A 25968-nucleotide genomic window follows, 5' to 3' on the forward strand; every position below is an offset into this window, starting at 1 on the left:
TCCACAGCGCAAATCTGGTGCGAACAGTTGAGGGTGCGTTGAATGGGACTGGAACAAGATCTATCGATCCTGCTGCGGATCGCCGTGGCCATGCTGCTGGGCGCCACGCTCGGCATCGAGCGCGAGATGGGCAAGCACGCCGCCGGTCTGCGCACGCACATGCTCATCGCGGGGGCGGCGGCCCTCATCGTGGGCCTGGGCGACAGCATCGCCGAGCACTTCCAGGAAGAGCGCTACCGCGACCTCCTGCAGGTCGACCCGGTGCGTCTGATCGAAGCCGTGGTGGCCTGCGTCGGCTTTGTTGCGGCCGGCACGATCCTGCGGGGGTCGCGCGGCGATCAGGTCAGCGGCCTGACCACGGCGAGTTCGCTGATCATGGCCGCCGCGATCGGTATCGCGGTCGGCATCGGCGAGTACGTGATCGCTATAGGTGTCAGTGTGCTGTGCCTGATCGTGCTGGTGGTGTTCAGCCGTATCGCCAAGAAACTGGAGTCGTCATGAGCAGCGAACGTCCCTTCGAGATCCAACGCATCGATCACGTGGTGCTGCGCGTGCAGGATCTGCCGCGTGCCGTGCGTTTCTACTGCGACGTCCTCGGCTGCACGGTTGCGCGTGAGCGGCCCTCGCTGGGCATGGTGCATCTGCACGCCGGTGAGTCGCTGATCGATCTGATCAGTGTCGACGGCCCATTGGGGCTGAAAGGTGGCGCGGCGCCAGGGCGGGAAGGGCGCAATGTCGAGCATGTCTGCCTGCGCGTGGAGCCGTTCGATGCCGAACAGGTGCGGCTGCATCTGCAGGGGCACCAGGTGGAGGTGACCGGCCCGGCCGAGCGCAACTACGGCGCAGAGGGCGATGGGCTGTCGCTGCGCCTGCGCGACCCCGACGGCAATTCGGTCGAGCTCAAGGGGCGCTCCCGTGACTGCGGCTGATAATGGTACTACCAATCGGCGAGCCTAGACCTATGGTCTAATAGGCTTGCCCTGCGTTTGGCGTTTCAATGCGGGCAGTTTCAACGGGCCTTTTTATTATTGGTCATACCAATAAAGCCTGTTGAGCGTTCCCGGCTCGCGCGGTGCTGACCGCGCGGACCCCTGTCCGTCTTGATGAGATCCGCCGATGCAGGCCTGGCAACAACTGTATGACCCCGCTGGCAACCTCTGGCTGTCCAGCCTGATCGCGCTGCTGCCGATCGCCTTCTTCTTCGTCGCGCTGGCTGTGTTGCGCATGAAAGGCTGGCTTGCCGGCACGATCACCGTGGCCATCGCGCTGGCGGTGGCGCTGCTGTTCTACCAGATGCCGCTGTCGCAGGCGTTCGCGGCGGCGGGCTATGGCTTCGTGTACGGCTTGTGGCCGATTGCCTGGATCATTCTGGGCGCCGTGTTCCTGTACAAGGTCTCGGTCAAGACCGGTCAGTTCGACATCATCCGCGCTTCGATCCTCTCGGTCACCGAAGACCAGCGCCTGCAGATGCTGATGGTCGGGTTTGCGTTCGGCGCGTTCCTGGAAGGGGCGGCCGGCTTCGGTGCCCCGGTGGCGATCACCGCCGCACTGCTGGTCGGGCTGGGCTTCAAGCCGCTGTATGCCGCGGGGCTGTGCCTGATCGTCAACACGGCGCCGGTGGCGTTCGGCGCGATGGGCATTCCGATCATCGTGGCCGGGCAGGTCACCGGACTGGACGCCTTCGAGATCGGTCAGATGGCCGGCCGCCAGCTGCCGTTCCTGACCATTATTGTGCTGTTCTGGATCATGGCGATCATGGATGGCTGGCGCGGTGTCAAGGAAACCTGGCCGGCGGTGCTGGTGGCCGGCGGCTCGTTTGCCATTGCGCAATACCTGACCTCCAACTTCATCGGTCCGGAGCTGCCGGACATCACCGCCTCGCTGACCTCGCTGGTGTGCCTGACCCTGTTCCTGCGCAGGTGGACACCGGTGCGGATCTTCCGCTTCGATACCGAAACCAGCGCCGAGGCGGCTGCCCAGGCACGTGAAGCCCCGCGCTATTCCGCCGGCCAGATCGTCAAGGCGTGGTCGCCGTTCCTGATCCTGACCGCGATGGTCACGATCTGGAGCGTCAAGCCGTTCAAGGCGCTGTTCGCCGCCGGCGGCGCGCTGGAACACTGGGTGCTGAAGATTCCGGTGCCGTCGCTGGATCAACTCGTGCAGAAAATGCCGCCGATCGTGCCGGTGCCAACCGGTTACGAGGCGGTGTACAAGTTCGATGCGGTCTCGGCCACCGGCACCGCGATCATGCTCGGCGCGGTGATCGCGATCGTGCTGCTGAAGATGCGCCCGGCCGCGGCGCTGCGCACGTTGGGCGAAACCGCCAACGAGCTCAAGGTTCCGATCTACTCGATCGGCATGGTGCTGGCCTTTGCCTTCATCGCCAACTACTCCGGGCTGTCGGCGACGCTGGCACTGGCCCTGGCGCATACCGGCAAGGCGTTCACGTTCTTCTCGCCGTTCCTGGGCTGGCTGGGCGTGTTCCTGACCGGTTCGGATACCTCGTCCAATGCGCTGTTCTCGGCGCTGCAGGCGACCACGGCCCAGCAGATCGGCGTGTCCGAGGTGCTGCTGGTCGCGGCCAATACCACCGGTGGCGTGACCGGCAAGATGATCTCGCCGCAGTCGATCGCGATTGCCTGCGCGGCGGTCGGCCTGGCTGGCAAGGAGTCCGACCTGTTCCGCTTCACGGTCAAGCACAGCCTGATCTTCACCGTGATGGTCGGCATCATCACCACAGTGCAGGCCTACTGGCTCACCTGGATGATTCCCTGAGCCCATGCGCGGCATCCCGGCCACCGGCATCGACCCCATCGCCCGCCACGCGGGCGACAATGGCGCCATGAAGAACGAACGCCTGTCCGACAAGGTGGCCGCGCAGCTGCGTGGCCTGATCCGTGAGCAGAACCTGCAGCCCGGCGACCGCCTGCCGGCCGAGCGTCCCCTGGCGGTTCAGCTGGGGGTCTCGCGCACGGCGCTGCGCGAGGCGATCGCGCAGCTGGCCAGCCAGGGCCTGCTGAGCGCGCGCGTCGGCGGCGGCACCTACGTGAGCGAGCCGGCGGCCCGCGCCCGCCAGACCATCGATGAGCCCTTGATGCCGTACCTGCCGCTGTTCCAGGGCGACCCGGAATACCGCTTCGACGTGCTGGAAATCCGCCACGCGCTGGAAGGGGCGACCGCCTGGCATGCGGCGCTGCGGGCCACCGACGAGGACCGCGCCAGGATCCGCGAGGCCTTCGATACCATGATGGCCGCGCACGGCAAGGACGATCCGGCCGGCGAGGCTCAGGCCGATGCGGCCTTCCACCTGGCCATCGCCGAGGCCTCGCACAATCTGGTGCTGCTGCAGGTCATGCGCGGCCTGTTCGAGCTGCTGCAGACCAATATCTCGCAGAGCCGCGAGAAGCTCTATACCTCCGCCCGCACCTTCGAGCCGCTGTCGGCCCAGCACCGCGAAATGATGGACGGCGTGCTCTCCGGCGACCCCGAACGCGCGCGTGCCGCCGCGCACGCGCACCTGGAATTCGTGCACACCTCCCTGCGCACGCTCGACGACAACGAAGCCCGCCGCACGCGCGCGTCACGGCTTCCTTCTTCCCACGGTTGACCCATGATCATTTCCGCCTCCACCGATTACCGCGCAGCGGCGCAACGTCGCCTGCCGCCGTTCCTGTTCCACTACATCGATGGCGGCGCGTATGCCGAGCACACCCTGAAGCGCAATGTCGCGGACCTGTCCGACATCGCGCTGCGCCAGCGCATCCTGCGCAACATGTCCGACCTGAGCCTGGAAACGGACCTGTTCGGCGAACGCCTGGCGATGCCGGTCGCGTTGGCGCCGGTCGGCTTGACCGGGATGTACGCGCGCCGCGGTGAAGTGCAGGCGGCGAGGGCGGCGGCGAGCCGGGGGATTCCGTTCACGCTGTCCACCGTCTCGGTCTGCCCGATCGAGGAAGTGGCGCCGGCGATCGACCGGCCGATGTGGTTCCAGCTGTATGTGCTCAAGGACCGCGGTTTCATGCGCAATGCGCTGGAGCGGGCCAAGGCCGCCGGCGTGACCACCCTGGTGTTCACCGTGGACATGCCCACGCCGGGCGCGCGCTACCGTGATGCGCACTCGGGCATGAGCGGCCCGAACGCGGGGGCACGGCGCATGCTGCAGGCGGTCACGCATCCGCGCTGGGCGTGGGACGTGGGCCTGTTCGGCCGCCCGCACGACCTCGGCAACATCTCCACCTACCGGGGCAGCCCGACCGGTCTGGCCGACTACATCGGCTGGCTGGGCAACAACTTCGATCCCTCCATTTCGTGGAAAGACCTGGAGTGGATCCGCGAGTTCTGGACCGGCCCGATGGTGATCAAGGGCATCCTCGATCCGGAGGATGCGCGCGATGCCGTGCGCTTCGGGGCCGACGGCATCGTGGTCTCCAACCACGGCGGGCGCCAGCTGGACGGCGTGCTTTCCACCGCACGGGCGTTGCCGGCGATCGCCGATGCGGTCAAGGGCGAGCTGAAGATCCTGGCCGATTCGGGCATCCGCACGGGTCTGGACGTGGTCCGCATGATCGCGCTGGGCGCGGACAGCGTGCTGCTCGGGCGTGCGTTCGTGTATGCCCTTGCAGCGCAGGGCGAGGCCGGCGTAGCCAACCTGCTGGACCTGGTGGCCAAGGAAATGCGCGTGGCGATGACGCTCACCGGCGCGAAGACCATCGCCGACATCAGCCGCGATTCGCTGGTGGACGCCACCCGTCGCCTCGCGGTCGCACCGTGAGCGGCGCATCCCAGGGCACGGTGGCACTGCTGGCGCAGCTGCGCGACATCGTCGGCGATGCGCACGTCCTGTCCGGCGACAAACCGACCCGGCGCTTCCGCAAGGGCTATCGCTTCGGCGACGGCCCGGTGCTGGCGGTGGTCCGCCCGGGCACGCTGCTGGAGCAGTGGTACGCCCTGCAGGCGATCGTGGCGGCCAACGCCATCGTGATCATGCAGGCGGCCAACACTGGCCTCACCGGTGGTTCCACGCCCGATGGCGCGGATTACGACCGCCCGGTGGTGATCGTCAGCACGCTGCGACTGACTGGCGTGCAGCTGATCAACGCCGGCCACCAGGTCATCTGCCTGCCGGGCGCGACGTTGGACCGCCTTGAGAAGGTGCTCGCACCGCTGGATCGCGAACCGCACTCGGTGATCGGCTCGTCGTGCATCGGTGCATCGGTGTTGGGCGGGGTCTGCAACAATTCCGGTGGGTCGCTGGTGCGACGTGGCCCTGCCTATACCGAGCTGGCCCTGTTCGCCCAGGTCGATGCCGATGGGCAGCTGCAGCTGGTCAATCATCTTGGCATCGCGTTGGGGGACACCCCCGAGCAGATCCTGGAGCGGCTGCAGCGCGGCGACTACGCGGCTGCCGAGGTGGACAACGACAACGACCGCGCGGCCTCCGATCCGCGTTATGCCGAGCAGGTGCGCCAGGTCGATGCGGCCACCCCGGCCCGCTACAACGCCGATCCCGCGCGGCATTACGAAGCCTCCGGTTCGGCCGGCAAGCTGGCGGTGTTCGCGGTGCGCCTGGACACGTTCGCGCGCGAGCCGGGCGAGGTGTTCTACATCGGCAGCAATGCGATGGAGGATCTCACCGCGATCCGCCGCCACCTGTTGACTGCCTTCGAACGCCTGCCGATCTCCGGCGAGTACCTGCACCGCCAGGCGTATGACATCGGCGAACGCTACGGCAAGGACACCTTCCTGCTGATCGACCGCTTTGGTACCGCTCGGGTGCCGGCGGCGTTCGCGCTGAAGAGCCGCGTGGACGGCTGGTTCGAAAGCCTGGGCCTGCGCGGTGTCACCGACCGGGTGATCCAGCGGGCGATGCAGTGTCTGCCCGGCCATCTGCCGGCGCGCATGGGGCAGTTCCGGGATCGCTACGAGCACCACCTGCTGCTCAAGGTGTCAGCGGTGGATGCCTCAGCGACCGAGACCTTCCTGCGCCATCACTTCGCCGATGGCGAAGGGGACTTCTTCCATTGCACGGCCGAAGAAGGGCGCAAGGCATTCCTGCATCGGTTCGCGGTCGCCGGCGCGGCGGTGCGCTACCGCGAAGTCCATCGGCGCGAGGTCGAGGACATCGTTGCGCTGGACGTGGCCCTGCGGCGCGACGACCGCGCGTGGGTCGAACAGCTGCCGGCGGCCATCGACACCAAGCTGGCCGGCAAGCTGTATTACGGGCATTTCCTGTGCCATGTGTTCCACCAGGATTACATCGTGCGCAAGGGCGAAGATCCGCTGGCCATCGAGCACGCCATGTGGGCGCTGCTGGATGCGCGCGGGGCCGAGTATCCGGCCGAACACAACGTCGGTCATCTGTACCCGGCCAAGCCGGCCCTGGCGGCGTTCTATCAGCAGCTGGATCCGAGCAATACGTTCAATCCCGGCATCGGCCAGACCGCGAAGACGCGCGGATGGAGCAGCTGCGACTGCACCACCCACGGGTAGAGCCACCCCATGGGTGGCTGCTTTGAAACCTGCCATACGCCGGCACAGCCACTCATGGGGTGGCTCTACGCGCGGAGAATCACTCGCAGCGGACGGCGGTGATCACGTTGTCCTTGTCGATGAACACGCGCAGGCGATCCTGGCGCAGGTCGCGCGACGTGATCGTGGCCGGGCCGATCGGGTTGATCAGGCCGGCGCCGCTCTGCAGCAGCAGCTTGCGCATGTTCGCCTGGTCGGCCGGCTGCCCGATGGCCCAGCCCAGTTCGTCGGCCTTGCACAGGCCCGGGCCCTTGATTTCCGGCCCCGGCGAGCTGACGCAGGCGGTCAGCGACAGGGTGCCTGCGAGCATGATCGCGGCGAGGGGATAACGGGAAAGGGATGCCATCGGGTCGCTCCTGCGGGGTCAGGCGCCGACCATACCACCGCCACGTGCATCGTCGCGTGGTGGCCGCCCCGCGACCGTTCGACGCAGCCGGGTCGGCGCACGGGGGCAGGGCGCTTCGCCCTGGGCGTTACACTGGCCCCTCTCAGAATCGGCCAGGCCGGGAGTCGCGGGTGCTGCACGTGTTCATGCTTGGCGGGCGGCATGCCCGCGCCCGGATCGAGGTGCACGACGTGGCCTTCGCCAATGTCGATGCGATCGAGGAGGCTTACCCGCAGCTGCGCCAGGACTGGTTCGGCGAACGCAGGGGGCTGCATGTCGATGGCTGGCTCGCGGTGGATGGGGTGGAGGAGTACCGCGTGCGGTTTGCCGATGTCGCACCGGCGGCGGGCGCGCCGCGGCTGTATTTTCTCAATCTCGGTGGCTACGCCGCGGGCGCGCTGGGCGAGGCGCATGACTACCGGTTGCTGGTCGCCACCGATGTCGACGAGGCAAAGCGCAAGGCCAAGGAGCTGCGTGATGCCAGCTGGTTCAAGCCGCATACCGATGCGCTGCTGGAGGTGGATGACTGCATCGCCATCGACCAGGTCGGCGGCCGCCATGTGCAGCTCGAGCGCGGTGCGCACCGCGGGATCACCCTGGTCAGTGACTACATCGTGATCGGCTGAGCGGACCCGATTGCCCGCGGCCATGCCGCTGGCGCATAGTGTCGCGGTCCTATGAGGTCCGGCGCTGTCGCCGCGACAGATCAACCAACGGAAGTAGAACATGCAGAGCAGGAAGATCACGGCCGCGCTGATCGTGACACTGGGAATGACGATGGCGGGCAGCGCCGCTGCGGCCGAGCCGGACCCGCCGGTCTTCGGTGGCTGGCGCAACCTGCATTCGGCCAGCGGCGCCGAGCCGGTCCTGCGCAACCAGCCGTTTGCGATCCTGCCGCGCGAGGTCGCCAAGGGCGAGCGTTTCGCGATCCTCGACCGCGAGAACAAGCAGGCGGTGTGCTGCCTGGTGGTCGACAGTGAGCGGCTGGATGCGATCGCGCTGGAAACCCGCTACCGGCTGCCCGGGGTCTGGATCGCCGACCTGCTTGGCAACGAGGACTACAACCGCCGGCACGGCGACCCGCATGTGTTCGCGATGACGCGCGAGGGCGAGCTGGTCGACCACGTCTTCTCGCAGGACGGCGGCGGCTACAGCGACCTCGGCGGTCTGCTGCTGCCTGCGGGCGCTGCGCTGGAAGAGGGCGGCAGCATCAAGCTTGGCGCCACCCGCTACCGGCTGCAGGAGCAGTCGCAGCGGTTTGCCGATGACAATGGCGCGCTGGATCGCTACACCCTGCAGCCGCCGGCACCCGCCGCGCCGGTGGTGGTTGAGGTGCCTTACAGAACGTACTGACACGGAAGCGACAGAACCGGCACGGTACAATCGCGCCCGCCCGCCGGCATCGCTGCTGCGGGCCTGTTTCCTTGTCCGAGCCTGTCCGTGATCGCCCGATTGTCCCTGTCCTGTGCGGTGCTGCTGTTGGCCGCCTGCGCCACGCCGGCCCGGCCGCCGGGCGCACCGCCTGCCAAACCGCCTGCCAATCCGGACGCGCTGTGGGGCATCATCCAGCGCGACTGCGCGGGTGATGCAGCGCCGCGCGGCAGCTGCCTGGCGGTAGCCGCCGAGGCGCATCGCCGTGATGTGTTGCTGAAGGACGCGCATGGCCACTATCAATTTCTGCTGCTGCCCCTGGACCGGGTCTCGGGCATCGAAAGCCCGGCGCTGCTGAGGGCCGGTGCACCGAACTATTTCTCCGCGGCCTGGGCGGCCCGCAGCCACACCGAGCAGGCACTGGGCCGGGCGCTGCCGCGCGATGTGGCCAGTCTGGCCTTGAACTCGCCGCATGGTCGCTCCCAGCACCAACTGCACATCCATGTGGATTGCCTGCGCGCGGATGTCCTGGGCCAGCTGCGTCGGCTGCAGCCTGCCATCGGCAGCGACTGGAAGCCGTTGCCGGAGCCGCTGCGCGGACATGCCTATCTGGCCCGCCAGCTACCGGGTGCCGAGCTCACCGCCAATCCGGTGCGCTTGCTGGCCGCTCAGCTGGCCGACCCCGCCGATATCGGCAACTGGTCGCTGGTGGTGGCGGGACGGACCGATGCAGCCGGCGCGCCCGGCTTCGTGTTGCTGGCCACCCGGCTGGACCTGGCCGTCGGCAACAAGGCCAGCGGCGAAGAGCTGCAGGACCATGCGTGCGCGGTGCTGACCGGCGCGGCCGGTCCGCTGGATGGCGTGCTGTGAGGCGTGGCAGATCGCACGATTGAAACAAAAACCGCGGACGTGGCACGTTATAGTGGCCGTTCAATGCGGTTCCCGCTTTCGCGCCCGGGCTGACTGGCGCGTCGTATCCGACTGATTCCATGACTGCTGAAACCACGACTCCGCCCGCCGCTGCGCCGTCCCAGGCCACCGGTCCGCTGTTCTACCAAGCGCCCGTGCCGCTGCGCTCGGATCTGCATGCCGCCTGGCGCCTGGTGCCCGACACCGCGCATTTCGCGGCGGATACCAACGCGATTCCCGCCGTGATCGGCGAGTTCGGCTCGCTGGCCCAGCATTACCCGATCATCTTCACCGGCAAGGATGCGATGCCGGTGGTGGCCGTGGGTCTGGCCCAGCGCAATCTGTTCGTTGCCAATGATCTGTGGGACGAACAGAGCTACGTGCCCGCCTACGTGCGCCGCTACCCGTTCGTGTTCATGCAGGCCGGCGAGCAGGACGAGTACGTGCTCGCGCTGGACTCGGCCGCCCGGCAGGTCAACCAGGGCCAGAGCGAGGACGGCCTGCCGCTGTTCCAGGATGGCAAGGCGACCGAGGTGGTCGACAACGCCATGCGCTTCTGCGGCGATTACACCCGCGAGCATGATGCGACCCGTCGCTTCACTGCTGCCTTGATCGAGAACAGCCTGCTGATCGACCGCAATATCGACGTCACCCTGGCCGATGGCCGGCAGATGTCGATCAACGGTTTCCAGGTCGTGGACGTGGAGAAGTTCGCCGCGCTGCCGGACGCCACCGTGGTGGCCTGGCACCGCAACGGCTGGCTGGCGCTGGTGCATCACCACCTGAGCTCGCTGGCACGCTTCAGCGCGCTGGTGAACCGCCAGAGCGCGCTGCCCGCCGACGCCTGAGCCTGGGCGCACGCGGAGTCACGCAGACGGCGGCCGCAGGGCCGCCGTTTTTCGTTGCTTAGGCGAAATATCGATAAGCATATCCCGGGCGGTCATTTCCCCCTTTCCCGCCTGTTCAGCAGAATCACGGCCCCTTCCTCACTACGCTCCGGCACGGGCCTGCCCGCGACGGGACGTAGCTCTTTACCGGAATTCTGCATGTCTGTGCTGTATCGCCCGCTGCGTCGGCGGGCCCTGGTTCTGTCGTTGTTGCCCCTGCTTGGCGCAGGCGCCCTGGTCCACGCCGCCGATGCGCCTACCCAGCTCGATGCGGTCACGGTCACCGGCTCGCGCATCCCGCGCGCCAGCGTGGAAGGCCCCTCCCCGGTAACCGTGATCACCCAGGAGCAGATCGAGGCGCAGGGCTATCGCAGCGCCTTCGAAGCACTCAGCGCGCTGACCGAGAACACCGGCAACGTGCAGGGCGAGGACTTCGGCAACACCTTCACCCCGGCGGCCAACACGATCAATCTGCGTGGCCTGGGCCCGAACCGCACGCTGGTGCTGGTCAACGGCCGCCGCCAGTCCGATTACCCGCTGGCCTACGAAGGCTCGGTCAACGTGGTCAACCTGGCCAACATCCCGAGTGCGCTGATCGACCGGATCGAAGTGCTGGCCGGCGGTGCGTCGGCGGTGTACGGCTCGGACGCGATCGCCGGCGTGGTCAACATCATCCTCAAGAAAACCTATGACGGCGTCGGCATCAATGTCCGCGCCGGCACTACCGAGCAGGGCGGCGGTGACAACCAGCGCCTGCAGGCCGTCGGCGGTGGTTCGGGCGAGCAGTGGGACGCGATCTTCGGTCTGGAGATCGCCAACCGCAAGGCCATCTACGGCTCGCAGCGCGATTTCATGGACTCGCTGACCGACGACCCGCGTGGCGTGGACCCGCTGGCGACGGCGGTGGCCTATCGCCGCAACGCGTCCACCAACAATTACATCGATCCCGGCACCGACGGGTGCGATGCCTCCAGCACGCTCTACGGCGGCAGTGTGTTCCGCGCGCAGAATCCCCGCCAGGGGTGGTACTGCGGCAGCAACGAAGCCTCGCCGACGTTCTGGACCGTGCAGACCGAGAAGCGCAACATCGATGCCTACAGCGCCGTGACCTGGCGTTTGAACGATCGCCAGGAACTGTTCGCCGATGCGGCCATCGGCACCGCGCGCATCTACAACAACACGCGTGCGCCGAGCTGGACCTCCTCGCGCAATTACTTCTACAACCAGAACAGCGGTCAGCTGGAAAGCTGGTACCGACGTTTCGCTCCGGAAGAGATCGGCGGCGTACAGCGCAACGCCAATCGCTTCCTGGAGCAGTCGTGGTCGTTCAACGTCGGTGCGCGAGGCAGCATCGGCGGCTCGGACTGGGACTACGAAGCGGCCTACAGCCGCTCGCGCTACGAGAACAGGACGCAGCGTCCGGGCCTGCTGGTCGGCATCAATGAATACCTGCTCGGCCCGCAGCTGGGCACCCGCAACGGCGTGGAGGTGTATGCACCCGATCCGTCACGTCTGTACCAGCCGCTGACCCCGGGTGAGTACGACGGTCTGTCGGACCGTTACGAGAGCCGAAACGCGGCGTGGCTGCAGACCGCCAGCGTCAGCGTCAACGGCCAGCTGTTCGATCTGCCCGGCGGCCGTGCCGCGCTGGCAGCGGTGGTCGAGGCCGGCAGCCAGGGCTACAGCAACCGCCCGGACCCGGCGTTGGGCCAGGGCGTGTTCTGGAACCTCAATGCCGGCATTCCCGCCGGTGGCGAACGTGATCGCTATGCGGCCGGCGTGGAGCTGCAGCTGCCGTTGCTGGAGCGCCTGACCGCGACCGTCGCCGGCCGCTACGACCAGTACCGCGCGGCCGGGGATCACCTGGGCAAGGCGACCTGGAGCACCGGCCTGGAGTTCCGCCCGTTCGATACGTTGCTGCTGCGCGCCAGTGCGGCGACCAGCTTCCGTGCGCCGGACATGAACTATGTGTTCGCGACCGAAACGCGCGGCTACAACCCCGGCATGACCGACTACTGGCGCTGCCGCAGTGCCGGCCAGGCCTATGACGACTGCGACTTCAGCGGACTGGCGATCGACTACACCAGCGGCGCCAACCCGCAGCTGCAGCCGGAGACCGCGAAGTCCTATGGCCTGGGCTTCGTCTGGTCGCCGTCGGCGAATCTGGATTTCACCGCCGACTACTACGACATCCGCATCGACGACGAGGTCACCAACCTCGACGCCACGCGCATCCTCAAGGACGAAGCGGATTGCCGTCTCGGCCAGACCGTCGGCGGCGACGCGCGCGATATCGGCTCGGCGCAATGCCAGGACGCGCTGCGCCGGGTGATCCGCAACCCGGCCGATGCCGCGGTGCAGCCGAACCAGGTGGTGCGCGTGCTGATCAACCCGATCAACGCCGCGTCCGAAACCGTGCGCGGCATCGACCTGAAGTCGACCCTGCGCTGGGATGCCGGTCGCTACGGTCGCTTCTCCGCGCGAGTTGCCTACTCGCTGGTGATCGATCACAGCTACCGCCAGTTCGCCGGTGACGAGGTCCAGGACCAGCGCAACTCGCTGGATTCCTACCAGTGGCGCAGCAAGGTCAACGGCAGCGTGACCTGGGCGATCAACGACTGGACCGCCACGCTGTACGGCATGCGCTACGGCTCGTTGCCGAAGACCGATGGCAGCGGCCGCATCGCCCCGTACATGACCTACAACGCCAGTCTGTACCGCAAGCTCAACGACAACGCCACGCTCGGCCTGATCGTCAACAACCTGCGCGACAGCCGCCCGCCGGCGGACAAGAACGGCGGTGGCTGGCCGTTCTATCCGGTCGGCAACTACGACCCGTACGGCCGCCAGTTGTGGCTGGAGTTCGACTACCGCTTCCTGTAGTCGCCTCGCGGGCCCGGCAATGCCGGGTCCGCTGCGTTTGGGCCTGCCGCGATGCAACGGCATACTGTGCGCTGCCGGGCGTTTCGGCGATGGCAGGAAGCACTTATGACCCACCCGATCCGGTACCGCCGCGCGCTACCCGACGATGCCGCGGCCTGCATCGATCTGCGCGGACGCACCCGCGAGAACGCGTTCTCCGCCGCGCAGCTCGCCGAGCTCGGCATCACGGAAGACAGCTGGGCGGCCGGTATCCGTGACGATGCACTGCCGGGGCATATCGCACTCGACGGTGAGCGGATCGTCGGCTACTGCTTTGGCGATCGCGAAGGCGGCGAGATCGTGGTGCTTGCGTTGTTGCCGGCCCATGAAGGGCAGGGCATCGGTCGGCATCTGTTGGATCTTTCCATTGCCGATCTGGTGGATGCCGGGCATACGCGGCTGATCCTGGGGTGTGCAGCGGATCCGGCGGTTCGCTCGCACGGGTTCTATCGTTACCTCGGCTGGCGGCCGACCGGCGAGATCGATGCGCTGGGCGATGAGGTGCTCGAGCTGCACGTGGGCGCCGCACCGTAGGGTCGGGGTAGGGCGTGGCCGTGATTCCGTGTCCGGTTCATGCGCATGGGTGGGTCATTGTGCAGACGGTCACGACAGCGGTGCCGGCCCCGGGACATGCTGGATGCCTCTGCACGGAGCGATGCGATGCCTGCGTGGTTGCTGGCCCTGATCATGAGTGCCACACCGGTCGAGCCGCCCACTCGACAGGTTCATACCTGTCTGGTGGACGGCGCGCGGCACTATCAGTCCACCCCGTGCCAGGGTCTCACCGAACGCATCCGCGAGATGCCGCCGCCTGCCGACACCTGGGCCAATGACATCCATATCGAATCGCTGCGGCAGGAGCTCCAGGCCAGACGTCGTGCCGGCGCTGCACCCACGCGCCAGAAGCGCCCGAAGCGACCCCGCGCGCCACCGGCCTCGGGCGTCCGCGGAGCGCTGATCACCGTCCACACCGATCCTGTGAAGTGCGCCGCGGCGCGTCGCCAGCGGGAGACGGCCTACAAGAAGGCGGGCCAGCGGCCGAGCCTCGCGCTTAGCCGGCAGATGGATGACCGTGTCCATGACGCCTGCCGGTGACCGCCCGGCACCGGTTCGATCGGCGCACCGGAGGCGACGTGTGTCAGCTTGTCCGCTCGCCGCCGACCACCGCGCTCAGGGCTGCGTCATCAGGTACCGCGCGACGGCGTCGAAAGCGGGCAGGGTGGTCGGGTCGTTGGCGCTGTTGCCGGCGACCGGGTGCGAGCCGAACCGCGCGATCACCACCCGTGCGGTGGGATCGATGTAGAGGGCCTGGCCGTGCACGCCGCGCGCCATGTAGGCGCTGTGGTCGTTGTGCGAGATCCACCACATGCCGCGATAGCTCCAGCCCGGCAGCTGTGCATACCCGGCCTTGGCGAAGGCCTGCGTGTTGCCACCCGCGCGGATGCGGGCGATCGCGGCGGCGGGTACGACGGACTGGCCACCCACCTTGCCGTCATCGAGCAGCAGCTGGCCGACCCGGGCGAGATCGCGCAGGCCGGCATTGAAGCCACCGCCTGCGAACGGCGTGCCGGTGGAGTCCACGGTGTAATACGCATCCTGCTCGGCGCCGAGACGTTGCCAGATCCGCGACTGCAGCAGCTGCGCGACCGACTGGCCGGTACGGCGGGCGATGATCCAGCCCAGGGCATCGGTGTTGATCGTCTTGTAGCCGAACGCTTCGCCGTGGCGGCCCTGCTTCTGCACGGTCTGCAGGTAGTCGTAGTAGCTGCGCGGCCCGGTGTAGCCGGCGGGCGGGGGCAGGGTGCTGCCGGCGGCGGAGTATTGCCAGACCTCGGCATTGGGGTCGGCGTAGTCTTCGCTGTAGCGCAGCGCCGTGGTCATCTCCAGCACCTGCTTGACCGTGGCGTCGCCGAAGGCGCTGTCCTTGAGCTCGGGAATGATCGCGCCGACGCGCTCGGCTTCATCGATAACGCCCTCGGCCACCAGCATTTCGCCGAGCAGCCCGGTGATCGATTTGGTGACCGACATCGCGCCGTGCTGGCCATGCTCGTCCAGGCAGCCGCTGTAGCGTTCGTAGACCACCACGCCGTCATGCAGGACCACGATGCCGTCGGTGTAGTTGGCCGGCAGCGACTGGGCCCAGGTCATGCGGGTGCTGCTGCCGAGCGGCGTGAACGACAGCGCGTCGATCGCGTCATCCAGCCGACGCGGCAGCGCACGGGCAGCGCCCGCACCGCGGCTGACGCCGACGGTGGGCATCAACTGGCGGAAATGGCAGGCCGTCCAGCGCAGCTTGGGGAAGCTGAAATAATCGTCGTCGGTGTAGCGGATGCGCTTGTCTTCCGGCGGCGGCGCGCCCTGCATCCAGCCCAGCAGCTTCGGATCGGACGCCTCCGCCGACAGCGGCGGTGCGGTCGGCGGCGCCGGGGCAGCGGTGGCGGCGCCCGGCAGAGCGAGGACGGCCACCAGTACAGCGGCGAGGCGGGCGCGCGATGACGCCAGCGCGCCGCGCACGCCGGACACGATGATGCGGGGACGTGGAACGGGCATGGTGCACTCCTTGCTGATGCGCAGTACGTCTGCGCCACCAAGGGTACTGCACCGCAAACGAAGACGGCGCCATCGGCGCCGTCCGTGACGTGCCCTGCCGGGGCAGGGCGCGCGATGCCGTTACGGGGTGCCGGGGTTGCCCTGCGGCACCGGGTCCGGCGTAGCCGATTCGGCCGAGGGCAGGGACAGCGCCGGATCCAGCTGCTGCGCCTGCAGCGTCTGGATGCGCTGGTTGAGCGCGTCCAGTTCGCTGTGGGAGCTGCGCAGGTCGGTGCTCAGGCTGACGGCCTGCTGCTTGGCCTGTTCCAGCGAGGCGCTGACCTGCAACGACTGCTGGCGCTGCAGCTCGGCTTCCTGCTGCAGACTGCGCAGCCGCTCTGCGTTGTAAGCGACCAGGTTTTCGGTGTAACGCTTGCCGGCCTGCAGGCGGGTGGTGTCGATATACACCTGGGCCAGCTGTTCGGTCTGTTCGACGAACGTGCGGTAGACCTTCTCGGCGTTGTCGACCGAATCGGTCTTGATCACGCGCCAGAAGTCCTTCTCGTGGAACAGCGCCACGTAGTAGTTCAGCGTGCTGGTATTGAACAGCAGGCTGGCGCCGTAGGCACCGTTGTAGGTCGTGCGCAGCTCGGTCAGCTGTTTGGAATCGACCAGCTGGCGCAGTTCGTCCACGGTATTGCGGACCACCGGCGCCGGGCGCGATGAGGCCTCCGCGGCCGGCTCGGCACGCGATGCGCGCGCGGCCAGGGCCTGCGGTACGACGGACAATGTCAGCAGCAACACGATTCCACCGGTCAACGCGCGCGTGACGATGGAACCCACCCCTTTTCTCTCTCGCATATTCTGGCCATCCACGAATGGATTATCGGTGAAGTTAAGTCCCCGCCGGAGTCTAGCACGCGCAATCGCGTGGTCTGCACTTCGCCATGGCGTCAATAAACCAACTGTGCCGGGGTGCACTGGATCGACTGCATATGCACGTCGGTCCGGCCCAGCTCCAGCCCGAGAATCTGCGCCAGGGTCTGCGAGAGCAGGGTGCCGACGCCATTGAGCAGCGGCTTCAGGGTTTCCAGGACGGGGGTCAGAGCCAGGCACAGCAGGCCGCTGCAGCGGACCTGGTCGCTGCCCGGATCGGTGACGCCGGTGCCGCCGCCCAGGTCCTGCAGGCCCCCGGGCCGGGTCTGCAGATAGGAAGCGAGATTGGATTTGACGCAGTTGTTGTAGTTGAGCAGGGTGCTGAGCAGGCTGTTGCAGCGGTTGATCAGTAGTCCGCCGAGAATGGGACCCAGTACGCCACTCAGTCCGCCCATGCCTTCACCGGTGACCGTCGCGTTGTAACCAACCCAGACCGAGCCGGTCTTGAAACAGGTATCGAGATTCAGAAGGCCGCACGGGTAGGGCACGCCATTGGGCACATCCCAGTCACCCAGCGCACCGATGCCGTGCCCCGGATCACCTTGGCGCAGCAGCTCGATGGTTTTCTTGGCATCGTAGAATCCGTTACCCGGATTGGCGGCCTTGAGATACTGATCCGCCAACCGGTTGGCGGTGGCGGCATCGGTGCTGCCCTGCTTGCCGGGAGTAACCACGTTGCTCAGCACCCGCAGCAGTTCACTCACCAGGCCGGAAACCGCCGCGCCGACCTGGGCCTGGTTGAAGCGGGTGGAGGCGGTTTCCCTGGCAGCCAGCGTGACGCGTTCATCGTGTGCGAGGGCATTGAGCGAGATCTTGTCGGTGACCAGCGGCGCACCCAGCAGGGTCAGCAGCTGCTCGTTCTGCAGCCCGGTATCGCAGACATTGCGCTCGGAGAACTGATGGGCCGCATCGACACGGCCGACACAGGCGCGCAGCAGCGAGGACTGCACCCGCACCGTGGCAGTGGGCGGTGTTGCGCCGCAATTGAGCGCCTCCAGCGTCCCCATCGCGTTGGTCACATCGGCATAGATCGGCAGGTTGAGGCGGATGCCCAGCCCGCTCAGCACCGGACCGAGCACGGCCAGCCCGGCGGTATCGATATCGATCTTCAGCCGGACCTGCGCGTTGTAGGCTTGCGTGCCGACGCCGCCGATGGCGATGGACGGCGGCTCGATGATCGCCGCGCGGGTCTGCACCAGGCCCAGGATGTTGAGGTTGTTCACCGCGACGCCATTGCCGCTGCTGGCGATGCTGATGCTGGTGGTGATCAGGTCCAGCGCGCTGATGTCGGCCTGCAGGGCTGGCGATGCAGGGCCTTCGGGTGCCACGATCCGCGCGAACAGGCCGCCCGTGGCATCGGTGCTGCCGAGCTGCACGTTGAGCTGGTTGAGATCGATCCTTGCCGCGAGCGCATTGCGCAATGCGGTCAGGTCCACGTTGGCGACACCGCTGTTGGTCAGCACCGTGGCCGTAGCGTCCAGAAGTTGCCCGAGCGATACGCGGTTCGCGGCGAGAAGCGCGTTGAATTCGGCGATGCCGATGTTGGCATCGACCGGGATGCCCAGCGCCTGCAGCAGGCCGCCCGGGGTGACCTTGGCCTGCGCCAACCCGTCATAGCCGAGCAGGGTGGTCCGGTCCAGATTGACGCCGACCAGAGTGAGCACGTTGCCAAGCGGCGTCGTGCCATTGACCCGCAGCAGCTGCGAGCCCACCGAGAACACGGCGATCGGTGGCGCGCGGGTCGCCACCGCCTGCGCGCGGACCGTGGGCAGGCGCGTGTTCTGGCCGAAAAACGGCACGACCGGGCGGGTCGCCACGACCTTGACGGCGTTGAGCGGGTTTGCCGCATCCAGCGTCATGCTGAAGTGGTCGTCCGTCCCGCGTGTCGGGTTCCAGTTGCCGCACTGGATCGCCAGGGTGCCGGAGAATCCATTGCCCTGTTCCGCATTGCCGCGCGCGGCGCTGTTGTCGCCGCGGTCGGCGCTGCACAGATCCAGCCGCTGCGCGCCGGCCATCGAGGCCAGGTCGACCACCTTCTGCGCATCGCGCTTGGCCCAGTACAGATAGCCCACTTCGACCAGGCCGAGCATGCCGACCAGGCCGAGCAGGACCAGCATCATGGTGACCGACATCCCGCCGCGCAGCCGCCGGCGGGACGGCGCGGGTACGCGGGCGCTGGACTGGTGCATGGCCTTGCCCTCCTCAGTTGGTATCGCTGACGTCCTTCTTCACACTGGTCTTGAGGAACTCGGGAATCTCGTGCTCGAAGCTCTTGAGGTAACGCGCGTAGCTCGCGCTCGCCTGGTCACCGAGGATCGGCAGGCGCGGACCGGCGTGGGTGCCCGCGGCCTGCATGCGCAGCAGGTCGCGGGTGGTCTGGCCGATCTCGGTGCGCGGCGGCGGCGCGGGGGGAACGTAACGCTCGGTCGGCATGCCCGGGGCATGGCCCGGCGCGCGCGTCACGTCAGCGGGATGGGGCTGTACGGGTGCCGCGACGGGCGGCGCAGTGACGGCGACCGGCGGGGCATCCTGCCCGCCCAGCATCTGTCCGGTCAGCGGTGCCTGCTGCGCCAGCACGGGCGAGATCCAGGCCGGCAGCATCAGCAGCAGGCCGACGGGCAGGAGGCAAACAGACAGGCGACGCAGCTGGCTCATGGCGTGTTCTCGCTGGCGGGAGTGGCGGTGCTGAAGCGCTCGAGCATCGATGGCGCCAGACGTGCATCGCTGCTGGTGCGGCGATCGGTATCGACCGCCACCCGACGGGCTGCCAATGGGGTGGCGGCGCGGGCGGTGGGTCCGGGCGCCGGGGCCGCTGCGGCGACGCTGGCCGGGGCGCGCTGCACCGACGGTGCAGGCGTGGCCTGCTGGCGCAGCTGTTCCGCCAGCCGGCGGACTTCGGCCTGGGCGCTGTCGGTCAAGCGTGCGTTGCGCATGATCGTCTCGGCCATCTCGTTCTGGCCACGCAGCAGGGCCCATACCGCCAGATTGGCATTGGCCTTGGCGCTGCCGGGGGACAGCTCGGCAGCCTTGGCCAGCGGTTCCTGCGCCCGGGCCCAGTCGCCGGCGCGCAGCCGGGCGAAGCCAAGATCGCCCAGGTAGCCCGTATTCAACGGTTGCAGCTGCACGGCCTTCGCCAGCGCCTGTTCCGCGCGCGCCGCGTCACCGTCGCGGGCCGCGACCAGACCCAGTCCGTGCCATGCCGCCGCGGCCTGCGGCCCGCTGGTGAGGCTGGCGTACAGCGCCAATGCGGCCTCGCGCTGTCCGGTTTCGCGCAGCGCATCGGCATTCAACAGCCGCAGCTGGGGGCTGTCGCCATAACGCTGCCGGTAGGCATCCACGTGCGCCAGCGACGCGTAGTACGCGCCCTGCTGCTGCATCCTGGCGATCAGCTCGGCGTAGAGCTGCTTGTCGTCCTGCGGCGCCACCTCGGGCGAGGCCAGCGCCATCGGGTCCTGGCGGTAGCCGTTGCGCACGTTCGAACAGGCGGCGCAGAGGGCTGTCGCGGCGAACAGCAGGCAGAGGCGGGAAAGCACGGCGTGGCGCATGGCGTTCAATCCAGTTGGGTCAAGGCGGAGGCGAGGGCGATGATGGCCGGACCGGCCAGCACCAGCATCAACGCCGGCAACAACGTCAACATCATCACGACGGTCATCTTCACCGAGAGCTTGCCGACTTTCTCCTTGAGGGTGGAACGGCGCTGTTCGCGCAGCCGGATGCTGAACTGGCGCAACGGCTCCTGCACGGCGCCGCCATGGGCATGCACCTGCAGGATCAGCTGCACCAGGCTGCGCAGGTCCTCGTCATCGAACGATTCGCCCAGCCGGCGCAGCGACTGCTCGCGGCTGCGCCCATGCATGTAAGCGATGTTGGCCTGGTGGATCTCGCGGCCCAGCACCGGGACGGCGTTGCGCAGCTTGTCGCCCAGCGTCTGCAGGCTCTGGTCCATGCTGAAACCCACCCCCTGCAGCAGCCGCAGCAGATCGATCAGCAGCGGCAGTTCCGCGGAGACCTGCTTGCGCAGGCGCATCGCCCAGGTACGCAGCGCGAACTTGGGCAGCAGGATGCCGAACGCCAGCGCGCCGAAGATCGCCATCGCGCGGCTGAAGCCGGTACTGTCGTTGAACGCCAGCACCAGGACCAGTGTGGCGACCGCGATCAACAGGCGCAGGCCGAGGAAGATCGCGGTGCCGGCCTGGGTGTTCCAGCCGGCCTGATCGAGCAGCAGCCGATCTTCCGGGGCCAGCAGGGCGGCTTCGATGCGCCCGCCGTTGAAGCGCTGACCGAATGCCGCGATCCCCTTTAGCCAGCGTTGGCGCAGGCTCAGCGGGGGCTGCGCGGGCGGGGACGGTGAGCCCGGCACGTCGCGCGGACGCAACGCGGCCTGCAGCGTCTCCTGGTTGCGTTGCTCGCGGCTACTCAATACCCAGCCACGCACTCCCAGCAGGGCCACGCCTGTGGCGAGCACCAACAACGAGGCGATCCACCAGCCGCTACTGGTCATGGTGACCTCCGGTGGCCGGGAAGGGCAGGCGGGCGCTCATAGGGATTTGGCCAGGCGGTACAGCAGGAAGCCGCCGATCAGTTCCAGCCCCAGCGCCCACAGCAGCAGCTTGTGGCCGAGTGGCTCGTGGATGATCGGCTGGAAGAAGTCCGGGCTGGTGATCGCCATCAGGACGGCGCTGATCGGCGGCAGCAGGCCGAGCACCCAGGCCGACATGCGGGTTTCGGAGGTGGTGGCCATCAGCTCCTGCTGGGCCTGGTCAAGGTCGCGCATGAAATCGGCCATGCGCTGCAGGATCTGGTCGGCACGGCCGCCGATGCGCACGCTGACGCCGAGCACGACCGACAGCACGTTCAGGGCTTCGAGCCGATAGGGCTGGGCCGCCTGCGCCAGGGCGCGGTCGAGGTCCAGCCCGCTGCGGGTGTAGGACAGGGTGGCATCGAGCAGGCCACGCAGCGGCATCGGCATCTGCGCGGCCGAGGTCTGGAACGCCATCTGCAGGCTGTTGCCGAGCCCGGCCAAGCGCACCAGGTTGTCGAGGAAGTCCGGCAGCTGGCGCAGTAGTCTGGCCTGCAGCCGATTGATCCGGCGCGATACCCAGAACCACGCCGCCAAGGCACTGAGCACGAGCACGATCGGCGCGGCCCACGCGGTGCCGAGCCGCGCACTGGCGATCCACGCCAGCACCGCAGCGGCGGCGGCAACCAGCAACGGCACCCGCCAGCCGGTCGGCAGGGCGGCGCGTTGCATCAGCGCATCCCAGGGCAGGCCGGTGGGCGCGGTGGTCACCGGCATCGGGGCAGGGCTGTCGCTGATCCCGGCCAGGCGCGGCGACGTGTCCGGCCGCGAAAGCCGCTGCTCGGCGTGTTGCAGCGACAGCCTCCGCTGCTCGCGTGCGGCCGCGCCGCCCCACAGCTCCACGGCCAGGGCCACCAGCACCAGCGCCGCACTGCACAGGAGCAGGACGAAGGCCATGCTCAGAAGCCTCCGCCCAGCGCTTCGCGCAGCTGCCGGCGGAACGGCTCGAGCTTGTGCGAATGCGGTTGGAAGCCCAGCCCGACCCAACGATCCTGTTCCTTGCCGTCGGCATCGATCTGCACTTCGTGACGGAACATCTCCTGGGTCGCGATCATGTTGTCGGTGACCCCGGTGATTTCCGTGATCGAAACCAGCACGCGACGGCCGCTGCCCAGGCGGGAGATCTGCACGATGAAATCGATGGCGCTGGCAATCTGCCGGCGCAGGCTGTCCTCGCTGCCCTGGAAACCGGCGAATCCGGCCAGCATCTCGATACGGTAGAGGCAGTCGCGCGGCGAGTTGGCGTGGATGGTGGCCATCGAGCCGTCATGGCCGGTGTTCATGGCCTGCAGCATTTCCAGCACTTCGGCGCCACGCACTTCGCCGACCACGATCCGGTCCGGGCGCATGCGCAGGCTGTTGCGGACCAGGTCGCGGATGCTGATCGCGCCGTTGCCGTCCGCGCCACCGATCCGGCTTTCCAGGCGCACCACGTGCGGATGGTTGAGCGACAGCTCGGCGGTGTCTTCGACAGTGATGACGCGTTCGTTGGCCGGAATGTAATTGGCCAGCGCATTGAGCAGCGAGGTCTTGCCCGAACTGGTACCGCCGGAGACGAGAATGTTGCAGCGGCCCAGCACCATCGCGTGCAGCAGTGCCTGCATCGGCCGGTCGAAGGTGCCCATGCGCAGCAGTTCGTCCGGGGTGAACGGGTCCTTGCGGAACTTGCGGATCGAGACCATCGGCCCATCCACGGCCAGCGGCGAGATGATGGCGTTGAGCCGGCCGCCGTTGGGCAGGCGCGCATCCACCATCGGGTTGGATTCGTCCAGCCGCCGGCCGAGCGGGGCGAGGATCCGGCGCAGGATGCGCAGCAGGTGGCTGTCGTCGCTGAAGCGCTGCGGCGCGCGCTTGAGCATGCCGCCCTGGGAGACGTGGATGTCCTTGTAACCGTTGATCAGGATGTCTTCGATCTCCGGATCATGCAGCAGGTCATCGAGCGGCCCGAAGCCGGTCAGCTCCTTGACCAGCGCATTGGCGACGATGTCCTTCTCGGCCTCGTTGATCGGGATCCGCCACTCGTGGACGAAGCCGGCGGTCTGCGCATGCACATAGCGCGACACGGTATCCGGCGCCCACGCATCGATGTCGATGCGCTCGTCCTCGATACTGTTGAGCAGGTGCTCATGCGCGGCGATCAGCACTTTCTGGTACTGCTCGGACTGCTCGAACGGCTGCACGCCAGGCTCGGCTTCGGGGCCTGCATCGGCACGGGCCGTGGGGGTCGGGAACGGGGTCACTTTGTCTTCCATGGGGAACCACTCAGGCGAAGGGCGAGGTGTTCCCGCCAGCCCCTGGCCGGCGCGGGGGCCGTCGGATCCAGGTGCGACAACAGCGGGGCAAGGGCACGCACATACGGATCACGGGGTGCATCCTGCAGCAGCAGGCGGCCATGGCTGGCACTGGAACGCAGTGTGGGCCGATCGGGCAGCACTGCCAACAGCGGCAGCTCGAAGCGGGCAGCGATCTGCGCCGGGCTCAGGCCGCTGGCATCGTCATGGCGGTTGATGATCAGCTGCGCCCGGGTATCGCGCGCACCGACCTGGGTGAGATGGCGGAGCATCTGGTCCAGCGAGACCAGGGTACCGATCGACTGGTCGGCGATCAGCCAGATGTCGTCGGCACTGTTGAGCAGCGACACCGGCAACTGGCGCAGGGGGACACCGCCGAGGTCGCACAGCACGGTGTGGAAGACACTGCGCAGGCGCTGCATCAGCATGCCGGGGTCGGGCAGTGCGGCCCCTTCCATGCCCGGCGGCTGGCCAAGCAGGGTGACGCCGGTGGCGTGGTGGGCCATCGCGGTGCGCGCCAGCGTGGCGTCGATGCGTCCGGCGTTGCGCAGCGCATCGTCGAAATGGAAGCTGGGGTCCACGTTGAGGTACAGCGTCAGATCGCCGGTGGGTTGCCCCAGGTCGAGCAGCAACGTGCCCGTGCCGGCAGGGGCCGTTTCAGCTGGAACATCCGGGTGCGCCGTCGTGGCCTGCTGCGCAAGCACGCCCAGATGCGCGGCCAGCGTGCTGCTGCCCACGCCGGGGCGTACCCCGAGCAGCAGCACCATGCGCGCGCGTGCCGGTGGCGCGACCGGGACGGTGCCGCGGCCCTGCACGCCCAGCGACGCGGCGCGGCGCAGCACGGCTTCCATGTCCTGTGGCGCGCTGTCCAGATCGAGCAGGTCGCGCAACCCGGCGCGCAGCGCGGCCACCACGCCGTCCATGTGCTCGGCCTGGGTCGAGCCGACCGCCACCAGCGGCAGCTCGGGCGCCTGCGCCTGCAGCTGGCGGGTCAGGGCCGCGGAGAACGCCGCGTGCTCGTGCCGGTAGTCCAGCAGCACCACGCAGCCGGTATCGCGCAGGGGTTCCAGCGCCGACGCCGGCGCGGCGCTGTCCAGCCACTGCACCGTGCCCAGCGACGGCAGCAACGCCGAGAGCAGGGGGGCCAGTTCGCGGTCCGGCGCAAACAGCACGAGCTTCATCGAAGCATCCCGTGGTTGGACCAGTTGCAGGGTGGCGGACATGGCGGGCAGGTTCCTGGCATCGGGCTCAGCGCGAGAATCCGGGCAGCTGGTCCGAGGACGCCGGACTCAGCAGCCAGGCCCCCCAGACCGGCAGGTTCGGCGATGCCTCGCGCTGGCCCGGCAGCGGCACCTCGGTGCCCTGGGCCAGGGGCTGCACCAGCCGCGGCGTGACGATGATGACCAGCTCCTTCTCTTCCTTCTTGTAATTCAGGGTGCGGAAGAACGAGCCGATGATCGGCAGATCGCCGAGCAGCGGCACCTTGTCCACGTTGGAGGTGACGTTGTTGCTGACCAGCCCGCCGATCACGAAGGTTTCGCCGTCGCCCAGCTCGACCGTGGTGTCCGCGCGGCGCGTGGTGATCGATGGCACCTGCACATCGTTGTAGGTGATGCCGGCGGCATAGTTGAGATCGCTTGCTTCCGGAGCGACCTTCAGCGCGATGCGGTTCGGGCCGAGCACGGTCGGGGTCACGGTCAGGCCGATGCCGAACGGCTTGAACGTCACCGTGGTGGTGCCCAGGCCCTGCGGCTCGAGGATCGGCAGCTCGCCACCGGCCAGGAAGCTCGCGCTCTGCCCGGATAGCGCGACCAGGGTCGGCTCGGCCAGCACCCGGGCCATGCCGTTGCTCTGCAGCAGGTCGATGTTCGCATCCCAGCCATGGGTGAGGGATTTGAACACCAACCCGAATGCGGACGAGAGCGGGTTGGTGATGATGACGTCGTCGGGGCCGGCCGATTCGCTTACCGGCAGCAGGCCCGGCAGCGTGGAACCCGGGCGGGTGATGCCGTAGTAGAAGCCGTTGTTGCGGTTGAAGTTCTTGTTGCCGAAGCTCATGCCGATCTGGCGCAGCACCGACTTGTTGAACTCGACGATCTTCACCTCGACCTGGACCACGCCACCGCTGGCGATGGTGGCGATGTCGGCGAGCTGGCCGTCCTTGCCCACCGCCATCGCGGCCGCTTTCACGCTGCTCTGGTGGTCCAGCAGCGACGGGCTCAGGCCCTGCAGCAGGCCCTGGCCGTCCTGCACGATCAGGCCAGTGCCGCCGCCCTGTGCGCTGACGGCGCCCTGCACCGCGCTGCGCACCTCGACCTGCAGACGCTCCGGCTCGCGGCTGCCGTTGCGCCACAGCAGCAGGGTGGTGCTGCCCGGTGCCTTGCCGACCAGCAGCGCCTCACGGCCGCGCAGCATCACCACGTCGGCCACGCTGGGGTCGGCGATGGCCACCCGCTCCAGATTGGCCGGCAGTGACCACGGCCGCTGTTCGCGCGTCTGCAGCACCAGCTCGGCCTCGGCGCTGGCCAGCAGCGGGCTGCCGATCAGCACGCCGACCAGCAGGCAGCGTGGCAGAACGTGGGAGAGACGGCGCGCGAGGGTGGGGCGTTCGGTCATGGGCTGTCTCGGCAT

At 68.0% G+C, this 25968-nt stretch carries 24 protein-coding genes; 13 read left to right on the forward strand and 11 right to left on the reverse strand.

The genetic code is table 11. The features are described 5' to 3' along the window. Window positions 1–42 precede the first annotated feature (42 nt). The 6 genes from HDC96_RS03455 (at window position 43) to dld (ending at window position 6489) form a co-directional block, all read left to right on the forward strand. Complete coding sequence (locus HDC96_RS03455) at window positions 43–501, forward strand: MgtC/SapB family protein (protein ID WP_179458747.1); 459 nt, start codon at window positions 43–45, stop codon at window positions 499–501. Then, complete coding sequence (locus tag HDC96_RS03460) at window positions 498–929, forward strand: VOC family protein (RefSeq protein ID WP_179458748.1); 432 nt, start codon at window positions 498–500, stop codon at window positions 927–929. Before HDC96_RS03455 ends, HDC96_RS03460 begins: the two co-directional genes overlap by 4 nt. Window positions 930–1116: 187 nt before the next feature. After that, on the forward strand, window positions 1117–2775 hold the full coding sequence (lldP, locus tag HDC96_RS03465) for an L-lactate permease (protein WP_179458749.1): 1659 nt from the start codon (window positions 1117–1119) through the stop codon (window positions 2773–2775). Between the two features lie 67 nt (window positions 2776–2842). Continuing rightward, on the forward strand, window positions 2843–3607 hold the full coding sequence (gene lldR, locus HDC96_RS03470; protein ID WP_179459598.1) for a transcriptional regulator LldR: 765 nt from the start codon (window positions 2843–2845) through the stop codon (window positions 3605–3607). A 3-nt stretch (window positions 3608–3610) separates the two neighbouring features. After that, window positions 3611–4771 (forward strand): FMN-dependent L-lactate dehydrogenase LldD, encoded by a 1161-nt coding sequence (lldD, locus tag HDC96_RS03475; RefSeq protein WP_179458750.1) that lies wholly within the window; start codon window positions 3611–3613, stop codon window positions 4769–4771. Continuing rightward, a complete protein-coding gene (gene dld, locus HDC96_RS03480) occupies window positions 4768–6489 on the forward strand; it encodes a D-lactate dehydrogenase (protein WP_179458751.1) in 1722 nt (573 codons plus the stop codon). The genes lldD and dld overlap by 4 nt, the downstream gene beginning before the upstream one ends. 79 nt (window positions 6490–6568) lie before the next feature. Here the strand turns inward: dld and HDC96_RS03485 are convergent, their stop codons facing one another. Next, on the reverse strand, window positions 6569–6874 hold the full coding sequence (locus tag HDC96_RS03485; RefSeq protein WP_179458752.1) for a hypothetical protein: 306 nt from the start codon (window positions 6872–6874) through the stop codon (window positions 6569–6571). A 170-nt stretch (window positions 6875–7044) separates the two neighbouring features. Between HDC96_RS03485 and HDC96_RS03490 the strand changes: the two genes are divergently transcribed. From HDC96_RS03490 to HDC96_RS03520, 7 genes are all read left to right on the forward strand, one after another. Further along, on the forward strand, window positions 7045–7539 hold the full coding sequence (locus HDC96_RS03490) for a DUF1543 domain-containing protein (protein ID WP_179458753.1): 495 nt from the start codon (window positions 7045–7047) through the stop codon (window positions 7537–7539). Between the two features lie 100 nt (window positions 7540–7639). After that, entirely contained in the window at window positions 7640–8266 is a 627-nt protein-coding gene (locus tag HDC96_RS03495; protein WP_179458754.1) for a decarboxylase, read from the forward strand. 87 nt (window positions 8267–8353) lie between these two features. Further along, window positions 8354–9154 carry a CDP-diacylglycerol diphosphatase gene (locus HDC96_RS03500; protein WP_343202993.1) on the forward strand — a complete coding sequence of 267 codons (801 nt, stop codon included), beginning with the start codon at window positions 8354–8356 and terminating at the stop codon, window positions 9152–9154. A gap of 119 nt (window positions 9155–9273) precedes the next feature. After that, entirely contained in the window at window positions 9274–10041 is a 768-nt protein-coding gene (locus HDC96_RS03505; RefSeq protein ID WP_179458755.1) for a SapC family protein, read from the forward strand. Between the two features lie 198 nt (window positions 10042–10239). Beyond that, a complete protein-coding gene (locus tag HDC96_RS03510; protein ID WP_179458756.1) occupies window positions 10240–12963 on the forward strand; it encodes a TonB-dependent receptor in 2724 nt (907 codons plus the stop codon). 105 nt (window positions 12964–13068) lie between these two features. Continuing rightward, window positions 13069–13536, forward strand: coding sequence for a GNAT family N-acetyltransferase (locus HDC96_RS03515; protein WP_179458757.1), 468 nt, complete (start codon window positions 13069–13071; stop codon window positions 13534–13536). A 126-nt stretch (window positions 13537–13662) separates the two neighbouring features. Beyond that, window positions 13663–14097, forward strand: coding sequence for a hypothetical protein (locus tag HDC96_RS03520; RefSeq protein WP_179458758.1), 435 nt, complete (start codon window positions 13663–13665; stop codon window positions 14095–14097). Between the two features lie 75 nt (window positions 14098–14172). Here the strand turns inward: HDC96_RS03520 and HDC96_RS03525 are convergent, their stop codons facing one another. The 10 genes from HDC96_RS03525 to HDC96_RS03570 all read right to left on the reverse strand — a co-directional run bounded on the left by HDC96_RS03525 (window position 14173) and on the right by HDC96_RS03570 (window position 25953). Further along, window positions 14173–15552 (reverse strand): serine hydrolase, encoded by a 1380-nt coding sequence (locus HDC96_RS03525; protein WP_179458759.1) that lies wholly within the window; start codon window positions 15550–15552, stop codon window positions 14173–14175. A 120-nt stretch (window positions 15553–15672) separates the two neighbouring features. Continuing rightward, window positions 15673–16392, reverse strand: a complete 720-nt coding sequence (locus HDC96_RS03530) for a DUF2968 domain-containing protein (protein ID WP_179458760.1) — start codon at window positions 16390–16392, stop codon at window positions 15673–15675. 92 nt (window positions 16393–16484) lie between these two features. Then, window positions 16485–18656 carry a TadG family pilus assembly protein gene (locus HDC96_RS03535; RefSeq protein WP_179458761.1) on the reverse strand — a complete coding sequence of 724 codons (2172 nt, stop codon included), beginning with the start codon at window positions 18654–18656 and terminating at the stop codon, window positions 16485–16487. Window positions 18657–18669: 13 nt separating this feature from the next. Then, window positions 18670–19122, reverse strand: coding sequence for a DUF3613 domain-containing protein (locus HDC96_RS03540; protein WP_179458762.1), 453 nt, complete (start codon window positions 19120–19122; stop codon window positions 18670–18672). Next, window positions 19119–20012 carry a Flp pilus assembly protein TadD gene (locus HDC96_RS03545; protein WP_179458763.1) on the reverse strand — a complete coding sequence of 298 codons (894 nt, stop codon included), beginning with the start codon at window positions 20010–20012 and terminating at the stop codon, window positions 19119–19121. The genes HDC96_RS03540 and HDC96_RS03545 overlap by 4 nt, the downstream gene beginning before the upstream one ends. A 5-nt stretch (window positions 20013–20017) precedes the next feature. After that, on the reverse strand, window positions 20018–20968 hold the full coding sequence (locus HDC96_RS03550) for a type II secretion system F family protein (protein WP_179458764.1): 951 nt from the start codon (window positions 20966–20968) through the stop codon (window positions 20018–20020). Between the two features lie 36 nt (window positions 20969–21004). Beyond that, window positions 21005–21943, reverse strand: coding sequence for a type II secretion system F family protein (locus tag HDC96_RS03555; RefSeq protein WP_179458765.1), 939 nt, complete (start codon window positions 21941–21943; stop codon window positions 21005–21007). A 2-nt stretch (window positions 21944–21945) separates the two neighbouring features. Beyond that, a complete protein-coding gene (locus tag HDC96_RS03560) occupies window positions 21946–23298 on the reverse strand; it encodes a CpaF family protein (protein WP_179458766.1) in 1353 nt (450 codons plus the stop codon). After that, a complete protein-coding gene (locus HDC96_RS03565; protein ID WP_257018573.1) occupies window positions 23283–24560 on the reverse strand; it encodes a fimbrial protein in 1278 nt (425 codons plus the stop codon). Before HDC96_RS03565 ends, HDC96_RS03560 begins: the two co-directional genes overlap by 16 nt. A 25-nt stretch (window positions 24561–24585) precedes the next feature. Further along, entirely contained in the window at window positions 24586–25953 is a 1368-nt protein-coding gene (locus tag HDC96_RS03570; RefSeq protein ID WP_179458767.1) for a type II and III secretion system protein family protein, read from the reverse strand. Window positions 25954–25968 lie beyond the last annotated feature (15 nt).

Origin of the sequence: Stenotrophomonas sp. JAI102 (genome assembly GCF_013409105.1) — a bacterium.
Classification (GTDB): Bacteria; Pseudomonadota; Gammaproteobacteria; order Xanthomonadales; family Xanthomonadaceae; genus Stenotrophomonas; species Stenotrophomonas maltophilia_AA.

Bases quoted from the DNA above. Each gene is read 5' to 3' on its own strand.
- HDC96_RS03455 (WP_179458747.1), top strand. From the start codon at position 43: ATGGGACTGGAACAAGATCTATCGATCCTGCTGCGGATCGCCGTGGCC.
- HDC96_RS03460 (WP_179458748.1), top strand. From the start codon at position 498: ATGAGCAGCGAACGTCCCTTCGAGATCCAACGCATCGATCACGTGGTG.
- lldP (WP_179458749.1), top strand. From the start codon at position 1,117: ATGCAGGCCTGGCAACAACTGTATGACCCCGCTGGCAACCTCTGGCTG.
- lldR (WP_179459598.1), top strand. From the start codon at position 2,843: ATGAAGAACGAACGCCTGTCCGACAAGGTGGCCGCGCAGCTGCGTGGC.
- lldD (WP_179458750.1), top strand. From the start codon at position 3,611: ATGATCATTTCCGCCTCCACCGATTACCGCGCAGCGGCGCAACGTCGC.
- HDC96_RS03485 (WP_179458752.1), bottom strand. From the start codon at position 6,874: ATGGCATCCCTTTCCCGTTATCCCCTCGCCGCGATCATGCTCGCAGGC.
- HDC96_RS03495 (WP_179458754.1), top strand. From the start codon at position 7,640: ATGCAGAGCAGGAAGATCACGGCCGCGCTGATCGTGACACTGGGAATG.
- HDC96_RS03505 (WP_179458755.1), top strand. From the start codon at position 9,274: ATGACTGCTGAAACCACGACTCCGCCCGCCGCTGCGCCGTCCCAGGCC.
- HDC96_RS03510 (WP_179458756.1), top strand. From the start codon at position 10,240: ATGTCTGTGCTGTATCGCCCGCTGCGTCGGCGGGCCCTGGTTCTGTCG.
- HDC96_RS03515 (WP_179458757.1), top strand. From the start codon at position 13,069: ATGACCCACCCGATCCGGTACCGCCGCGCGCTACCCGACGATGCCGCG.
- HDC96_RS03520 (WP_179458758.1), top strand. From the start codon at position 13,663: ATGCCTGCGTGGTTGCTGGCCCTGATCATGAGTGCCACACCGGTCGAG.
- HDC96_RS03525 (WP_179458759.1), bottom strand. From the start codon at position 15,552: ATGCCCGTTCCACGTCCCCGCATCATCGTGTCCGGCGTGCGCGGCGCG.
- HDC96_RS03530 (WP_179458760.1), bottom strand. From the start codon at position 16,392: ATGCGAGAGAGAAAAGGGGTGGGTTCCATCGTCACGCGCGCGTTGACC.
- HDC96_RS03535 (WP_179458761.1), bottom strand. From the start codon at position 18,656: ATGCACCAGTCCAGCGCCCGCGTACCCGCGCCGTCCCGCCGGCGGCTG.
- HDC96_RS03540 (WP_179458762.1), bottom strand. From the start codon at position 19,122: ATGAGCCAGCTGCGTCGCCTGTCTGTTTGCCTCCTGCCCGTCGGCCTG.
- HDC96_RS03545 (WP_179458763.1), bottom strand. From the start codon at position 20,012: ATGCGCCACGCCGTGCTTTCCCGCCTCTGCCTGCTGTTCGCCGCGACA.
- HDC96_RS03550 (WP_179458764.1), bottom strand. From the start codon at position 20,968: ATGACCAGTAGCGGCTGGTGGATCGCCTCGTTGTTGGTGCTCGCCACA.
- HDC96_RS03555 (WP_179458765.1), bottom strand. From the start codon at position 21,943: ATGGCCTTCGTCCTGCTCCTGTGCAGTGCGGCGCTGGTGCTGGTGGCC.
- HDC96_RS03560 (WP_179458766.1), bottom strand. From the start codon at position 23,298: ATGGAAGACAAAGTGACCCCGTTCCCGACCCCCACGGCCCGTGCCGAT.
- HDC96_RS03565 (WP_257018573.1), bottom strand. From the start codon at position 24,560: ATGTCCGCCACCCTGCAACTGGTCCAACCACGGGATGCTTCGATGAAG.
- HDC96_RS03570 (WP_179458767.1), bottom strand. From the start codon at position 25,953: ATGACCGAACGCCCCACCCTCGCGCGCCGTCTCTCCCACGTTCTGCCA.